Origin of the sequence: Pseudomonas fontis (assembly GCF_028656955.1) — a bacterium.
Lineage (GTDB): Bacteria > Pseudomonadota > Gammaproteobacteria > Pseudomonadales > Pseudomonadaceae > Aquipseudomonas > Aquipseudomonas fontis.
Genome location: NZ_JAMDGY010000053.1, coordinates 115,040 through 130,937, shown reverse-complemented (window position 1 = coordinate 130,937; position 15,898 = coordinate 115,040). Strand labels below are relative to the sequence as shown.

The 15,898-nt window shown below is 62.1% G+C and carries 11 protein-coding genes and 1 pseudogene; 8 read left to right on the top strand and 4 right to left on the bottom strand.

What is annotated here, in order from left to right:
- Positions 1-27: 27 nt before the first annotated feature.
- Positions 28-441 (bottom strand): annotated as a pseudogene (locus tag M5G11_RS17355) (ammonium transporter); the annotation flags it as partial.
- 308 nt (positions 442-749) lie between these two features.
- On the opposite strand from M5G11_RS17355, the gene M5G11_RS17350 reads away from it, so the two are divergent.
- The 7 genes from M5G11_RS17350 (at position 750) to M5G11_RS17320 (ending at position 8,971) form a co-directional block, all read left to right on the top strand.
- Complete coding sequence (locus tag M5G11_RS17350; RefSeq protein WP_273911785.1) at positions 750-1,064, top strand: ElaB/YgaM/YqjD family protein; 315 nt, start codon at positions 750-752, stop codon at positions 1,062-1,064.
- 10 nt (positions 1,065-1,074) lie between these two features.
- Positions 1,075-1,443 carry a phage holin family protein gene (locus M5G11_RS17345; protein WP_273911784.1) on the top strand — a complete coding sequence of 123 codons (369 nt, stop codon included), beginning with the start codon at positions 1,075-1,077 and terminating at the stop codon, positions 1,441-1,443.
- Entirely contained in the window at positions 1,440-1,784 is a 345-nt protein-coding gene (locus M5G11_RS17340; RefSeq protein ID WP_273911783.1) for a hypothetical protein, read from the top strand. Before M5G11_RS17345 ends, M5G11_RS17340 begins: the two co-directional genes overlap by 4 nt.
- A gap of 97 nt (positions 1,785-1,881) precedes the next feature.
- Complete coding sequence (locus tag M5G11_RS17335) at positions 1,882-3,045, top strand: EAL domain-containing protein (protein WP_273911781.1); 1,164 nt, start codon at positions 1,882-1,884, stop codon at positions 3,043-3,045.
- Between the two features lie 63 nt (positions 3,046-3,108).
- Positions 3,109-4,440 carry a deoxyguanosinetriphosphate triphosphohydrolase gene (locus tag M5G11_RS17330; protein ID WP_273911780.1) on the top strand — a complete coding sequence of 444 codons (1,332 nt, stop codon included), beginning with the start codon at positions 3,109-3,111 and terminating at the stop codon, positions 4,438-4,440.
- 236 nt (positions 4,441-4,676) lie between these two features.
- Positions 4,677-5,303: a response regulator transcription factor gene (locus M5G11_RS17325; RefSeq protein ID WP_273911792.1), complete on the top strand. Its 627-nt coding sequence runs from the start codon at positions 4,677-4,679 to the stop codon at positions 5,301-5,303.
- Positions 5,300-8,971, top strand: coding sequence for a transporter substrate-binding domain-containing protein (locus M5G11_RS17320; protein WP_273911779.1), 3,672 nt, complete (start codon positions 5,300-5,302; stop codon positions 8,969-8,971). Before M5G11_RS17325 ends, M5G11_RS17320 begins: the two co-directional genes overlap by 4 nt.
- 41 nt (positions 8,972-9,012) lie before the next feature.
- Here M5G11_RS17320 and M5G11_RS17315 read toward each other — a convergent pair whose 3' ends face one another.
- A complete protein-coding gene (locus tag M5G11_RS17315) occupies positions 9,013-9,357 on the bottom strand; it encodes a YggL family protein (RefSeq protein WP_273911778.1) in 345 nt (114 codons plus the stop codon).
- Between the two features lie 214 nt (positions 9,358-9,571).
- Between M5G11_RS17315 and dacB the strand changes: the two genes are divergently transcribed.
- Complete coding sequence (gene dacB / locus M5G11_RS17310; RefSeq protein WP_273911777.1) at positions 9,572-11,035, top strand: D-alanyl-D-alanine carboxypeptidase/D-alanyl-D-alanine endopeptidase; 1,464 nt, start codon at positions 9,572-9,574, stop codon at positions 11,033-11,035.
- Positions 11,036-11,146: 111 nt separating this feature from the next.
- Here the strand turns inward: dacB and M5G11_RS17305 are convergent, their stop codons facing one another.
- Both M5G11_RS17305 and rlmKL read right to left on the bottom strand, forming a co-directional pair.
- Positions 11,147-13,540, bottom strand: a complete 2,394-nt coding sequence (locus M5G11_RS17305) for a sensor domain-containing diguanylate cyclase (protein ID WP_273911790.1) — start codon at positions 13,538-13,540, stop codon at positions 11,147-11,149.
- A 96-nt stretch (positions 13,541-13,636) separates the two neighbouring features.
- Positions 13,637-15,841, bottom strand: a complete 2,205-nt coding sequence (gene rlmKL, locus M5G11_RS17300) for a bifunctional 23S rRNA (guanine(2069)-N(7))-methyltransferase RlmK/23S rRNA (guanine(2445)-N(2))-methyltransferase RlmL (RefSeq protein WP_273911776.1) — start codon at positions 15,839-15,841, stop codon at positions 13,637-13,639.
- Positions 15,842-15,898 lie beyond the last annotated feature (57 nt).

Here is a 15,898-nt window from a genome sequence, read left to right as displayed (position 1 = left end):
CTTTACACACGATTATCCGAATAGCCCAAAGAACGGATAGATGAACGCGACGATCATCACCGTGGCGCACAGTTGCGGGGCAAACCGTGCACGCTCGGCGATACCGCCGGAAATGATCGCCGGGATGGCCGCAGCGAAGGTCAGCAGGAAGAAGAACTTCACCAGCCCGTAACCATGATCGGCCCCCAGGGTCGCCGCCGGGTGCATGAAGTGCACGCCATACGACAGCCAATAGCCGACGAAGAAGTACGCCAGGGTCGAGACGGCGAAGTCGCTGAGGATCTTCGACAGGGCATTGACCTGGTTCTTGTGGCGCACCGTGCCGACTTCGAGGAAGGCAAAACCGGCGTGCATGGCCAGGACCATTACCGCGCCGAGCAGGATGAACAGCGTGTTGGAGCCCTGGACCAGTGAGTCCACGGCGCTTTGCAGATTTTCCATGAAGTGGCAGGCCTGCTGGCAAGAGAAAAAGCACCAAAGCGGTTCGTATGCGGTGAACGACGCACCACGTCGGTTCACCTGATCGCCGCCTGAAAGACAGAAACATCACTGCCCTGGAGTTTTTTCCGAGGTTTGTCTTGGATTGGGTTAAGGTTTACCAGCCTGGAGCAGCAGCCCGCGCCCGGATTCAGCGCAGGCGCCCAGCCAGGCGCACCACGACAAAGCAAATGCTGTACCAGCCGATCACACTGAACCTTCGGCGACGCCCTGCACTCGAAATCCCAAACGCCCCTATCACGGAGAAACCCATGGCCAGCAAAACGGCAAAGACTGCTCAAGAAATCCTGATGGCTGACTTCCAGACCCTGGTGCAAGACACCGAGAAGCTGCTGGAACACACGGCCACCCTGGCGGGCGATCAAGCGGACGAACTGCGGGCGCAGATCCACGAAAGCCTGCTGCGGGCACGCGAAACCTTGCACCAGACCCAGGACTCGGTACGCGAACGCGGCCAGGCGGCGCTGGGCGCCACCGAAGAATATGTGCAAACCAACCCATGGCAGTCAGTCGGCATCGCTGCCGGCGTCGGCTTCCTGATCGGCCTGCTGGCCAGCCGACGCTGAGGTTCGAGGTATGGAAAGCGAAACCACCGGTTCGTCGTCACGCCGCCTGGGCGCCGCCATTCTCGGGCTGCTGCACGGCCATGTGGAGCTGTTCGGCATCGAGTTGCAAGAGCAGAAATCCCGCACCCTGAGCCTGCTGCTGTTTGCCGGGCTGGCACTGGTGTTCGCGCTGCTGCTGCTCACCGCCCTCTCCGCGCTGTTGCTGGTGCTGCTGTGGGACAGTTATCGCCTGGCCGGGATCATCGGCCTGTGCGTGTTCTACAGCCTCGCCGCGCTGTTCTGCGGGCTGCGCCTGAAGGCGGCGGTGTTCGATGAGTCATCGCCGTTCGAATCCACCCTGGAAGAAATCGCCAAGGACCGGGAGCGCCTGTTGCCATGAGCCTGCCTGAACTGCCAAACACCACCAATCGCCGGGAGCTGCGCAAGGCCCTGGTACGCCTGCGCCTGGAGATGCATCGCCAGGAAATCCGCCACGAATCTGGCCAGGTGCTCAAGCCGCTGACCCGCCTGCGCTCGATGGGCAGCAACCTGCAGGACAGTTTGCAAGGCGGGCTGGGTATCAAGCACGCGCCATTATGGGGAATTGCCGGCGTAGTGCTGCTCGGCTTCCTTACTGGCAAGGGCGCGCGCAGCGGCAGCCTCACTCGCTTGGCCGGTTTGGGCAGCAGCCTGCTGCCCTTGCTCAAGCTGTTCATGCAGAACAACAGCGACAAGCGCTGAACGAACTGGCGGCATTCTTGCAACACGCACACGGCGGGCCTTGTTCCGCCGTTGCTGGCCAACCGGCCAGGCGATTCGTGCATATCAAGGAGCCGCCGTGTTCGACGGGCAACCGCTCGCCTGCTTTCAACCTTTCATTGATACCGCTACCGGCCGCATCGCCGGGGTCGAGGCATTGGGCCGCCTGCACCAGGTCAGCGGCGAGCTGCGCTCGGTGGGGCCGTTGTTCGCCAACCCGGACATTGCCTCGACCGCCCTGCGCCGCCTTGACCGACTGATCCGTGAAGACGCCTTGAGCCGCTTTCGCGAAGCGCCGCATGACTGGTTCCTGAGCCTGAACATCTCGCCGCGCTGGATCAGCGCACTCACCAGCGAGCAACCCTTGCCCAGCCTGATCCAGTTGCGCCAGCAAGGTGTGCCGCCATCACGCGTGGTATTCGAAATCACCGAGAGCGGCGGCGACCCGACGCGCCTGGCCGAAGTGGTAAGCCGCTACCGCCAGGCCGGCGCGCGCATTGCCATCGATGATTTCGGCGCCGGCTACTCGCAGCTGGACCGGGTACTGGCCCTGCAACCGGACATCCTCAAGCTCGACATGCGTCTGTTCCAGGCCGCCGCACGCGGCGGGCCGAGTGGCGAAGTGGTCAAGGCACTGGCACAGATGGCGGAGAAAACCGGCTGCTGGATCATCGCCGAAGGCGTCGAGACCGAAGCGCAGCTGAATTTTGCCCTGGAGTGCGGCGCGCGTTACCTGCAAGGCCACCTGTTCGCCCAGGCCGAGCCCGGGTTCTTCCCCAGCGATGCCTTCGTCGAGCGTTTTGCCGAACTGCGCCAGGGCTATGTGCGCAGCAAACTGGTGGAGCGCGGGCGGCTCATGGCGCTGCGTCAGCAACTGGCCGCGCTGATGCCGCAGCTTCAGGCCTGGACCCTGGCCAAGGCGCCCATGGAGGCCTTGCCCAGGCTCGACGCCTACCCGTGGCTGCTGCGGTTTTTCTTGTGCGATCGGCACGGCACACAACTGACCCCGAACCTGGAATGGCGTGAGCAGCGCTGGCAGGTCGACAACCGCTACCTGGGGCACAACTGGTCCTGGCGACCGTACTTCTATCACCTGCTGGCCGAAGGCTGGGAGGAGCGCCGGCTGATCCTTTCCAGCACCTACCGCGACGCCACCAGCAACCAGTATTGCCTGACTGCCGGGCAGTTCTTCGACGAAGGCAAATACCTGTTACTCATTGATGTGGATGCCGCCGGCTTGTGAGGCTTGATTGCCTGCGCCCGAAACGGGAAGCTAGGCGCCTGCCCACGTACTGGAGAAATGGCCTTGGATTGGCACACCCTGCTTACCCGCGAACGCCTCGGCAAGACCCTGCACAGCCCGGAAGAACTCGGCCGCAGCCCGTTCCACAAGGACCACGACCGCATCATCTTCTCCGGTGCCTTCCGCCGCCTGGGCCGCAAGACCCAGGTGCATCCGGTCACCAGCAACGATCATATCCACACCCGCCTCACCCACTCGCTGGAGGTGAGCTGCGTGGGTCGCTCGCTCGGCATGCGCGTGGGCGAGACCCTGCGCGACAGCCTGCCCGACTGGTGCGCGCCGAGCGACCTGGGCATGGTCGTGCAATCGGCCTGCCTGGCCCACGACATTGGCAACCCACCGTTCGGGCACTCTGGCGAAGATGCCATCCGCCACTGGTTCCAGCAGGCGGCCGGGCGTGGCTGGCTGGACGGCATGAGCGAGACCGAGCGTGCCGACTTCCTCAATTTCGAAGGCAACGCCCAGGGTTTCCGGGTGCTGACCCAGCTGGAATATCACCAGTTCGATGGCGGCACGCGCCTGACCTACGCCACCCTCGGCACTTACCTCAAGTACCCCTGGACAGCCCGTCACGCCGATTCGCTGGGCTACAAGAAGCACAAGTTCGGTTGCTACCAGAGCGAACTGCCATTGCTTGAGCAAATCGCTGGCAAGCTTGGCCTGCCGTTGATCGAGCCACAACGCTGGGCGCGCCACCCACTGGTGTACCTGATGGAGGCCGCCGACGACATCTGCTACGCGCTGATCGACCTGGAAGACGGCCTGGAAATGGAACTGCTCGACTACGCCGAAGTGGAGTCGCTGCTGCTCGGCCTGGTCGGCGACGACTTGCCAGAGACCTACCGCCAGCTCGGCCCGAATGACTCGCGGCGGCGCAAACTGGCGATCCTGCGTGGCAAGGCCATCGAACACCTGACCAACGCCGCCGCGCGGGCCTTTGTCGAGCAGCAAAAAGCGCTGCTGGCGGGCACGTTGCACGGCGACCTGGTCGAACACATGCATGGCCCGGCCAAGCGCTGCGTGCTGCTGGCCAAGGACATGGCACGCAAGAAGATCTTTCAGGACAAGCGCAAGACCTTGCACGAGATCGGCGCCTACACCACGCTGGAAATCCTCTTGAACGCATTTTGCGGTGCGGCACTGGAGCAGCACGGCGGGCGCACACCGTCGTTCAAGCACCGGCGCATCCTCGACCTGCTCGGCAACAATGCCCCCGATCCGAACAGCTCGCTGCACCACGCCTTCCTGCGCATGATCGACTTCATCGCCGGCATGACCGACAGCTATGCAACGGAAATGGCCAGGGAAATGACCGGGCGCTCGAGCCCGGTTTGAGGCAAAGCTTTATCGCCCGCGCAAGGCGGGCGACAACCTTGAACAGGCAATAAACATCAGTGAAAATCACTAATCAATTCAGAAAGTAACTAATTAAAACAACCAACCTGTAGTACATGTACGATTCAAAAGTAGGACACTTCCTATATTGCTTATAAGTGCCACTCCGTTTATGTGCACGCTCATCTTCTGGGCTATGGTGCCGACTCTACATGGGCTCCACTTGGAAGATGAGTATGCATTCAGTATTTATTGTCGACGATCATCCTGTTATCCGTCTGGCCGTACGCATGCTGCTGGAAAACGAAGGCTACCGGGTCACCGGTGAATTCGATAATGGCGTGGATGCCATGCAAATGGTCCGCGAGTCCCCACCTGACCTGATCATTCTCGACATTGGCATCCCCAAGCTGGACGGGCTGGAGGTGCTGTCCCGCTTCAATGCCATGGCCATCAACCTGAAGGTGCTGGTGCTGACGGCACAGTCACCGGCGCTGTTTGCCATTCGCTGCATGCTCTCTGGTGCAGCAGGCTATGTGTGCAAGCAGGAAGACTTGAGCGAGCTGATGAGTGCAATCAAAGCCGTGCTCTCCGGGTACAACTACTTCCCTAGCCAGGCAATCAACCCGCTTCGCCATCAGGATCAACAGTCTGCCGAGATGGAGCTATTCAAATCGGTGAATGACCGCGAGTTGATGGTATTGCAGTTATTTGCCCAGGGCCGAAGCAACAAGGAAATCGCCTCTGGCATGTTTCTCAGCAACAAGACCGTGAGCACCTATAAAAAGCGTCTTATGCAAAAACTCCAGGCCAACTCGCTGGTTGAGTTGATTGAGATGGCCAAACGCAACTCACTGGTATGAGCGAACTATGGGTAAAGCGCACACTGGCCGGCTGCCTGTGGCTGCTGTGCTGCGTAATGGGTGCAAGCCACGCCTATCACCGCGAAACCAACGAACTGCAACTGCTCAGCCGCAGTGGTTCAACGGCCCTGGCGGTGACCCTGAGCCCCGAACAGCTGCGCTGGCTTCAGGGACGCCAGGAGCTGTTGCTGGGCGTTTCGACGCCAGACTACCCACCCTTCGACATCACCAGCAGCGGTCGCGACTATGAAGGCCTGACTGCCGACTATGTCGGCCTGCTGCAGGCCACGCTGAAGCTGCCCATCAGGATCCGCCACTTCGCCAGTCGCAACGAAGCCATCGAAGCACTTCAGCAGGGCCGGATCGACCTGCTGGGCAGCGCCAACGGCTACGAGGCCGCACGCCAGGGCCTGCTGCTTTCGCAGCCCTACGTCGAGGACCAGCCGGTGCTGGTGACCCGCGACAACGAAGCCCGCCCGCTGGACAGCGGCCTGGCCGGCCTGCGCCTGAGCATGATCGACTACTACCTGCCCCTGGCCGAGGTACGCAAGCTTTACCCCAACGCCACCATCCGCACCTATTCCTCTTACCATCAAGCCCTCAACGCCGTGGCCTTCGACCAGGCCGACGTGTTCCTGGGCGACACCTTGTCTACCCACTACCAGATCAACCAGAGCTACCTGAAGAACCTGAAAATGGCCAACTTCTCGCGGCACGAATCGGTGGGTTTCGGTTTTGCGGTCAGTGAAGACAACCCGCACCTGCTGGCACTGCTCAACCTCACCTTGAGTGCCGTGACCAGTGCCACCCGCAGCAATATTTCCCAGCGCTGGGGGGCCGGCGGCAGCGTGCTGCTGACGGATCGCAAGTTGCAGCTATCGGCCAACGAAGAGCAGTGGCTGGCAAAACACCCGGTGATCCGTGTCGCGGTCAGCGACAGTGCCGCGCCCCTGACCTTCTTCGACAAGTCTGGCGAGCTGCAAGGCCTGGCTGTCGACCTGCTGGAGCTGGTGCGCCTGCGCACCGGCATGCGCTTCACCTTCCACCGCAGCAGCGGCGTCACCGAAATGATCGACCTGATCGACCGCGGCGAAGTCGACCTGATCGCGGCCATCAGCAACAGCCCGGCCCGCGAAAGCACCCTCAGCTTCAGCCGTCCTTACCTGGAGAACGCCTATGTGCTGATGACCCGCAAAGGCGCCGGCGAACCTGAAGACTTGCAGATGCTCTCTGGGCGCCGCCTGGCGATCACCCGTGGCAACCTGCTGATAGACAGCCTGCGCCAACAGTACCCACGCATTCACCTGGTGGAAACCGAAGGCAGCGCAGCCTCCGCGACCGCGCTGAACAAACAGCAGGTCGATGGCATGGTCACCGCGCTGATCAACGCCAACTTCAACCTCGGTACCCAGCCCCAACTGACCATCCGCTCGACCATCGGCAGCACACCAGCGAATTTCTCCCTGGCAACCGCCCGCGACACCCCGGAACTGGGCAGCATTGTCGACAAGGCCTTGCTGAGCATCGCCCCGGAGGACATGAGTGCGATCAACAACCGCTGGCGACGCTACAGCGGTGAACCACCGTCCTATTGGCAGAGCCACCAGCCACTTATCGTCCAGATCATTCTCGCCACATCGATACTGCTGTTACTGTCACTGACCTGGAATGCCTGGATGCGCCGCCAGATCAAACAGCGCAAGTCTGCGGAGCTGGCGCTCAACGACCAGCTTGAGTTCATGCGCGCGCTGGTCAACGGCACCCCGCATCCGATCTACGTACGCGACCGCCAGGGATTGCTGCAGCTGTGCAATGACAGCTTCCTCAAGGCCCTGGATGCGCGGACCGAGGATGTGCTGGGCAAGTCGATCCATGACACGCCGTTGTTCGCCAGCCTCCAGGCGCAGCAACTTGAAGCCGACTACCAGCAGGTGATCGACGCCGGTACGCCGCTGATTGTCGACCGCCCGCTGATGCTGAAAAACCGCGAGCTGACCATCTACCACTGGATCCTGCCCTACCAGAACTCGCTGGGCGAAGTGCAAGGCATCATCGGCGGCTGGCTGGACATCAGCGAGCGGCGCCAACTGATCCAGGAGCTGCGCCAGGCCAAGGAGCAGGCCGATGAAGCCAGCCGCGCGAAAAGCACCTTCCTGGCCACCATGAGCCATGAAATCCGCACACCGATGAACGCGCTGATCGGCATGCTCGAACTGGCCCTGAAACGCGCGGACGGCGGCCAACTGGATCGCCCCGCCATCGATGTAGCTTATCGCTCAGCACAAGACCTGCTGTCACTGATCGGCGATATCCTCGACATCGCCCGCATCGAGTCCGGCCGCCTGCACCTGAGCCCTGAGCGCGTCAACCCTGCCAACCTGGTGGAGTCGGTAGGGCAGATCTTCGAGGGGTTGGCGCGGCAGAAGGGCCTGCAACTGACCTTGGCCATCGACGCCAGTGCACGCCGGGATGTACTGCTCGACCCATTGCGCTTCAAACAGGTTTTGTCGAACCTGGTGACCAACGCAATCAAGTTCACCGAGCAAGGCCGGGTCGGCATCCAACTGAGCATGCCTGCCTGTTCGACAGACAGTGAAGTGCAGCTGGAACTAAGCGTTCGCGACAGCGGCATCGGTATTTCGCCCAGCGATCAGCAGCGCCTGTTCCAACCCTTTTCGCAGATTGATCCGGACAGCCAGCTAGCGCGCAACGGCACCGGCCTGGGCCTGGTGATCAGCCGTAACCTGTGCGAAATGATGGGGGGTCAACTGGTGCTCAACAGCGCGCCCGGGATTGGTACGCAAGTGAACATCAGCATGCCGCTGATCGCCCTGCCGGCCTGTGATACGCCGGAACAAGCCGAACCCTCATTGCCCCCGCCCAACCCCGCGCTGAATGTGCTGGTGGTCGATGACCACCCTGCCAACCTGCTGTTGATGGGCCAGCAACTGGACTTTCTCGGTGTACGCCACACTGCCGTCGACAGTGGCCAAAAAGGCCTGGACGCCTGGCATCAGGGTTGTTACGACGTGCTGATCATTGACTGCAACATGCCTGGCATGGACGGTTACCAGTTTGCCCGCGCGGTACGCGAACAGGAGCGTCAGCGCGATCTATCGCCGTGCACCCTGCTCGGCTACACCGCCAATGCACAACCGGAAGTCCGTGAGCGCTGCCGGAAAGCCGGGATGGATGATTGCCTGCTCAAGCCGATTGGCCTGCAGGGGCTTGGCATGCGCCTGGCCGAAGTGCGTTTGCGCTGCCTCGAAGCGCTACCAACGTCGAACCTGATCAACCTGCCAGGGCTTGAGCCGATAATCGGTGATTGCCCGAAGGCGTTGCACCGCCTGCTGGAGCAATTGTTGCGCAGCAGCCCGCAGGATCAGCAGCAACTGCACGCCGCTGAGACCCACGGCGATACCGAGGTGCTACGTGATACATCGCACAGGATCATGGGCGTGGCGCGGATTCTTGAGGCACACCTGCTGATGCGGGCGTGTGAGCGACTGGAAACGGCATGCGAAGCGCAGGCCCCGGAACCGGTGCTGCGTCGGCGTAAACAGTTGGTACTGCGGGCGATGAGGAGCGTTGAACACGCGTTGCGCGAGGCGCTGGCGGAGCTGGCACCTGCCAAGCCGGTAGGCCAACAGGAAGATTGCGAGGGGTAAAGCAAAAGCGGCAGCCCTGGGGCTGCCGCTTGAGCGAGGTATCAGGAAGCCGGGTTAACCGAGTTCTCTGGGTACCAGGCGTCCAGCAGCGGGCTGACTTCGATCTTGGTCAGCTCGTTGCGGCCTTTGAGCCAGGCTTCGACAGCAGCGCGCTGCTCTTCGGTTACCGAGCCACGCTGGGCCTTGCAGACCAGACCGAAATCTTCGCCGCCAACGTAGTCGAGGCCGTTGGAATCCATGGCTTCAGTCAGGAAGGCGTCGAGGAAGGCGTCAATGGCTTCGTCGGTCAGGTCTTCCTTGAAATCCAGGTTCAGCTCAAAACCCAGCTCCTGGAATTCGTCTACACACAGTTTTTTGCGCAGACGGCGGGAACGGTTAGTGGCCATGAAACAATCCTCTTAAGTATTAACGCGCCGCACTTTACCAGTTTCACCGCCCCGCTGCCTGACTAAAACCCGAGATTTCATTGCCGTTGCATGCATTCGGGGGCACATCCGCGGCTACCTTGGGGCATAATGCGCGCTATATTTTTCACACCGGGGCCATCACCCTATTCAGCCCTGGTTTTTATCACCCCTCGCTCGCAGGGTTTCAGTGCACATGATCACATCTCTTCGCTCGATGCTGTTTGCCGGTCTGGTTCTGCCCCTGACCTTTGCGGCCCATGCCGCCCCCGTCAATACCAGCTTGCCGCCCAAGGTCCAGCAGGCCCTCAAGACCAACAAGCTGGACGACTCCGCGTTGTCGCTGGTCATGCTGCCGCTCAATGGCCCAGGCACCCCAACCATCTTCAATGCCGATGTATCGGTCAACCCGGCGTCGACCATGAAGCTGGTCACCACCTACGCGGCCCTGGAGATGCTCGGCCCTACCTACCAGTGGAAAACCGAGTTCTACACCGACGGTACGCTGAGCAATGGCACCCTGAACGGCAACCTCTACCTCAAGGGTGGCGGTGACCCGAAGCTGAACATGGAAAAGCTCTGGCTGTTGATGCGTGACCTGCGTGCCAATGGCGTGCAAACCATCACCGGTGACCTGGTGCTGGACCGCAGCCACTTCGTGCAGCCGCAGCTGCCGCACTTCGACGATGACGGCGGTGACGTGAACAAACCGTTCCTGGTCAAGCCGGACTCGCTGCTGGTCAACCTCAAGGCCTTGCGTTTTGTCGCCCGCAACGATGGCGGCAAGGTGCTGGTTTCGGTCGAGCCACCGATTGCCAGCATTCGCATCGACAACCAGGTGAAGGCCACCGCCGGCAAGCAGTGCACCGGGGATGTGCGCTATAACCCGATGGTCCAGCCGGATGGGGTGAGCGTTACCGTCACCGGCCAGCTGGGTGAAGGCTGTAACTCGCAGACCTACCTGTCGCTGCTTGACCACCAGACCTACGCTGCCGGGGCCGTGCGGGCCATCTGGAGTGAGCTGGGCGGTTCCATTCGCGGGGGTGACCGGGTAGATCAGGTGCCAAAAAGCGCGCGCTTGCTGGCCCGCGCCTTCTCGCCGGACCTGGTCGAGATCATTCGCGACATCAACAAATACAGCAACAACACCATGGCCCAGCAGCTGTTCCTGAGCCTGGGCGCGAAGTACCGCACCGATGCCGATGGTGATGATGCCCGTGCTGCGCAGCGCGTTGTGCGGCAGTGGCTGGCCAAGAAAGGCATCACGGCGCCGCACCTGGTCATGGAGAACGGTTCCGGGTTGTCGCGTGCCGAGCGGGTCAGTGCACGGGAGATGGCCATTTTGCTGCAGGCGGCCTGGCAGAGCCCCTACGCTGCCGAGTTCATCAGTTCGATGCCGCTGACGGGCATGGACGGGACCATGCGCAAGCGCCTCAAGCGTACGGCCATGGCCGGTGAGGCACATATCAAGACCGGTACCCTGAATACCGTGCGGGCGATCGCCGGGTTTAGCCGGGACAGCAATGGCAATACCTGGGCGGTGGTGGCCATCCTGAACGACCCGCGGCCTTGGGGGGCTTCGGTTGTGCTGGATCAGGTGCTGCTGGATTTGTACAAGCAGCCGAAGCTGGTGGGTGGGGCGGTAGCCAATCAGCTTTAATGGTTTTCGGGCCTGTGGGCTTATCCATCTTGTACGGGGCCGCTGCCTTGCTCTGTCTTTTGTAGCCGCTGCCGATAGGCTGCGCTGGAGCCCGCAGGGCTCCCAAAAAACTCAGGGCAACTCCTGCTCCACCCGATCCCGCCCAGCCTGCTTGGCGGCATAAACCCCCGAATCCGCCCGGAGCAGCAGCGCATCTGCACCCTCCCCTGGCCGCCAGCCGGCAACTCCGAAGCTGGCTGTCACCCGCCCAACCCCGTCCACCGGCACATTGCGCACCCCCTGCCACAGCTCAAGCGCCAGGCTATGCGCCTGATCCGCATTGCTCCCGGGGCACAGCACCATGAACTCCTCCCCCCCGAGCCGACAAAACACATCCGTGCGCCGCAACCGGTGGTTGATCCGCTGACACAAGCTCTGCAGCACATGGTCCCCCACCGCATGCCCATACTGGTCATTGATCCGCTTGAAGTGGTCAATATCCAGCATGATCACCGCCAGATCCTGCATATCGCGCTGGGCCCGCTCCAGTTCCGCTTTCAGCCGCTCCTGGAAATAACGCCGATTGTGGATCCCCGTCAGCGAATCAGTCACCGACAGCGCCCGCAGCTCTTCCTCGACCCGCTTGAGGTCGGAGATATCAGTCAGGTAGCCATGCCACAGCGTGCCCCCCTCCGGAATCGGCTCCGGCGTCGCCTCCCCCCGCACCCAGCGCAAGCCGGCAACGGGCAGTTGCACGCGGTACTCCTCACGCCAGGGCGTCAGGTGATCGGCGGAATAACGGATGGTTAACTGCACCCGCGCCAGGTCGTCTGGATGAATGCGCTCAAACACCGCCGTCGCATCCTCGCGCAGCAACGCGGGGTCGAATTCGTAGATATCGCGCAAACCTTCGCTGGCATAGCTGAAACAGGACGAGCCATCCGGGTTCAAGCGGAACTGGTAGATCCCCCCCGGCACCTCGGCGCTGAGCTTTTCCAGCAACTGATCCCGCGCCGCCAGGGCCTCGTGAACCCGCTTGCGCTCAGTGACATCGATGCAGATCGCCAGGTGCCCGACCCACAGCCCATGCTCGTCCAGCACAGCCGTTACCAGCATGTTCGCCACCAGGTGGCTGCCATCCTTGCGCAACAGCGTCCACTCACCCGGCTCGCTGCCACCTTCCTGCGAAGTTTCGGCAAGCATTGCCTGGGCAGCGCTGATTTCCCGGCCGTAGCGCAGGCTGAGCAAGTGCGCACGCTCGTGTAACTCCTGCGGCAGCACCAGGTCTTCCAGGGTCAGGCGCTCCAGCACCTCGGCGCTGCTGTAGCCGAGCATGCGTTCGGCACCAGCATTGAAGGTACTGATCACGCCTCGCAGGTTGGTGGCGATGATCGCCACCTGGGTCGCGGCCTCCAGCACACTGTGCAACTGATTGTGCGTGTCACGCAGCGATTGCTCGCTGATGCGCAACTCGGCAGTGCGCTGCTCGACCAGGGTCAACGCGCGCTGACGCTGGCCGAACAGGCTGTAGAGCAAGGCGCTGAGCAACAGGCTGAGCAGGCCGCCCAGAAATGCCACTGCCGCGACCACCGAGGTGCGATTGGCCTGCATGAAGGCAACACTGGGGCGAATATCCAACTGATAGTGACGGTCAGCCAACTGCAACAGGTGGCTGGCCGACAAGCTGGAGTCTGCAGCCTGGTTATCCGACTGGAACAGCACTTCATGCTCGGCAGGGCTGGAAAGATCCAGAATACGCACCACCAGATTGTCCTGGCTGGCACCCGGCAACCCATCGGCCATCAGCTGACGCAGGCTCAGTACCGCCATCACGTAGCCCTTGGGCTCGGCCTCTGGTTTCTGCTCGGAAAACACCGGCGCCACCATCAACACCCCACGGGCGTACGCGGCATCCACACCGAGCAGGCTCAGCGGGTCGGAAACGGCCATTGCCCCGGGCACCGCAGCACGCGCCAGGGTTGCCTGGCGTGCGGTTTGCGAGAGCAGGTCAAGGCCGAACGGCTGCACTTGATCACTCATTGCCTGGGTATAGAACACCGGGTAATACAACGCGCGTGAGCGCGACACCTGCAAGACGCCGGCGCTGCTCTGCTCACGAATACTGAAATCTCGACCCAGCACCTTGCGCGCCTGCTGCTCAAAGGCGCTGCGCTCGGCGTCGACCACGCGCGGCGCCCAGGAATAAGCCTGGGTGCGCTGCAACAGCGGTCGAGCAAAACCATCGAACTCGGGGCGGGTCACTTCAACGGCGAATACAAAAAAGCGCCTCAAGCTGTCCAGGCGTTGCACCTGTTCATCGAAGCGCTCCTCGATACGACTGTAACGCTCACTGGCCAGCAGCTCAAAGCGCTGGCGCAGTTGCTGCTGGCTCAGGTTCTGCGCCGCCAGCGCCAACAATGCAGTCAGCAGTCCGCCGGCCAACAATGCCACAAGGGCAACGAGCCAGGCGGATACCTCCTCGCTGATAAAGCCGAGCATCTTCGGGCGCGAGACCTGCATTGACATAAATTGCACTCACAACGCCAGCCAGCAGCAGTGTTCAGGGGCTCCCTACAATAATAGCTACTTGCCACACTGCTGACAGCCCCGACCCTCGATGTTTCAGCGCGCCTGAATTTTCCAGGCGCGGTGGATCTTGGTGTTGCGGACAAAGTCCGGGTCCAGGGTCTGGGCCGTGATTTCCTCGACGGCATAGCGCTCCGACAAATGCTCATCAAGCTGGAACTTGCGGAAGTTGTTCGAGAAGTACAGCACACCCCCCGGCGCCAGGCGCGCAACGGCCAGGTCGAGCAGTTCGACGTGGTCACGCTGCACGTCAAACACGCCTTCCATGCGCTTGGAGTTGGAGAAGGTTGGCGGGTCGATGAAGATCATGTCGTACTCTTCACGGCAGCTCTGCAGCCAGGCCATCACATCGCCCTGCTCCAGACGGTTCTTGTCGGAGAAACCATTGAGCGACAGGTTGCGCCGCGCCCAGTCCAGGTAAGTCTTCGACAGGTCAACGCTGGTAGTGCTGCGCGCGCCGCCCTTGGCCGCGTGCACACTGGCCGTCGCGGTGTAGCAGAACAGATTGAGGAAGCGCTTGCCGGCCGCCTCACGCTGGATGCGCATGCGCATTGGACGGTGGTCGAGGAACAGGCCGGTGTCCAGGTAGTCGGTCAGGTTGACCAGCAGCTTCACGCCACCTTCCTGAACCTCGGTGAACTGGCCCTGGCTGTTCTGGCGCTCGTACTGGCGGGTGCCACTCTGACGCTCGCGGCGCTTGATCACCACGCGGCTCTGGTCGATGCCCAGGGCCTGCGGGATGGCTGCCAATGCGTCGAACAGGCGTGCAGAGGCCTTCTCTGGATCAATCGAGCGAGGCGCCGCGTATTCCTGCACGTGCACCCAGTCATGGTAGAGGTCGATGGCCAGGGCGTACTCCGGCATGTCGGCATCGTAGACACGGTAGCAGGTGATATTTTCGCGCTTGGCCCACTTGCCCAGCTGCTTGAGGTTCTTCTGCAGGCGGTTGGCGAACATTTGCCCGCCTTCGCTCAGGCGTGCCGGCTCGTTGGCCTGGGACACGACAGGTTGAGTGTTCTCGTCGTCATTGCTGCGCTCGCGGTCCGGCTGGCGACGCTCGCCCGTGACGAACTGGTCCGGCTGGACCTTGATCAGCAGCAGCTTGCACGGCAATGCGCCGTTCCAGAAGGCGTATTGCTTGTGGCTGCGGATGCCCATGCGCTTGCCCAGGTCCGGAGCGCCGGTGAACACCGCCGCCTCCCAGTTCAGGCAGGCCTGGCGCAGACGCTCGCCAAGGTTCTGGTAGAGGTACAGCAGGCTGGCCTCATCGCCAAGACGCTCGCCGTACGGTGGGTTGCAGATCACCAGGCCTTTCTGGTTCTGGTCCGGGCGCGGCTCGAAGCTGCCGACTTCACCCTGGTAGATCTTCACCCAGTCACTCAGGCCAGCGCGTTCGACGTTGTTGCGACCGGGCTGGATCAAGCGTGGGTCAGCTTCATAACCACGGATCCACAGTGGCGGGCGAGCAAGGCCGGCTTCGGCACGGGCCAGCGCCTCGTCGTGCAGCTTGCGCCACAGCGCCGGCACGTGGCCGAGCCAGGCACTGAAGCCCCAGCGCTCACGGCGCAGGTTAGGGGCAATATCAGCAGCGATCATCGCCGCTTCCACCAGGAAGGTACCCACACCACACATTGGGTCGGCCAGTGCGCCGCCTTCGGCAGCAATACGCGGCCAGCCAGCACGGATCAGGATCGCCGCGGCAAGGTTTTCCTTGAGCGGTGCGGCGCCCTGCTGCAAGCGGTAGCCACGCTGGTGCAGGCTATGACCGCTAAGGTCCAGCGAGAGAATTGCCTCGCCACGGTCCAGGCGCAGGTGCACACGCAGGTCCGGGTTGAGCTTGTCCACCGATGGACGCTCGCCGGCAGCGTTGCGCAGCTTGTCGACAATCGCATCCTTGACCTTCAGCGCGCCGAAGTGGGTGTTGTCGATGCCCGAGCCGTGGCCACTGAACTCTACTGCCAGGGTGCCGATCGCATCCAGGTGGTCCTGCCACTCGACTTCGTTGACGCCGTCGTAGAGGTCGTCGGCGTTCTTCATGTTGAAGCGCTTGAGTACCAGCAACACGCGGTTGCCCAGGCGTGACCAGAGGCACAGGCGGTAGGCGGTTTCCATGTCGGCGGTGCCGCGAATGGCCGAGGTGTGCTCACGCACGTCTTCCAGGCCGAGCCCTCGCGCTTCTTCAGCGAGCAGGCCTTCCAGGCCTTTGGGGCAGGTGAGATAGAGTTCGAAACGGTCCGACATGAGGTATCCAAGCCTTGAGCAATAGGTGAAAGGGCAAACGCATCGCCCCTCCGCTGT

Coding starts and splice junctions, on each gene's coding strand:
- M5G11_RS17350 (WP_273911785.1), top strand. CDS start 750: ATGGCCAGCAAAACGGCAAAGACTGCTCAAGAAATCCTGATGGCTGAC.
- M5G11_RS17345 (WP_273911784.1), top strand. CDS start 1,075: ATGGAAAGCGAAACCACCGGTTCGTCGTCACGCCGCCTGGGCGCCGCC.
- M5G11_RS17340 (WP_273911783.1), top strand. CDS start 1,440: ATGAGCCTGCCTGAACTGCCAAACACCACCAATCGCCGGGAGCTGCGC.
- M5G11_RS17325 (WP_273911792.1), top strand. CDS start 4,677: ATGCATTCAGTATTTATTGTCGACGATCATCCTGTTATCCGTCTGGCC.
- M5G11_RS17320 (WP_273911779.1), top strand. CDS start 5,300: ATGAGCGAACTATGGGTAAAGCGCACACTGGCCGGCTGCCTGTGGCTG.
- M5G11_RS17315 (WP_273911778.1), bottom strand. CDS start 9,357: ATGGCCACTAACCGTTCCCGCCGTCTGCGCAAAAAACTGTGTGTAGAC.
- dacB (WP_273911777.1), top strand. CDS start 9,572: ATGATCACATCTCTTCGCTCGATGCTGTTTGCCGGTCTGGTTCTGCCC.
- M5G11_RS17305 (WP_273911790.1), bottom strand. CDS start 13,540: ATGTCAATGCAGGTCTCGCGCCCGAAGATGCTCGGCTTTATCAGCGAG.
- rlmKL (WP_273911776.1), bottom strand. CDS start 15,841: ATGTCGGACCGTTTCGAACTCTATCTCACCTGCCCCAAAGGCCTGGAA.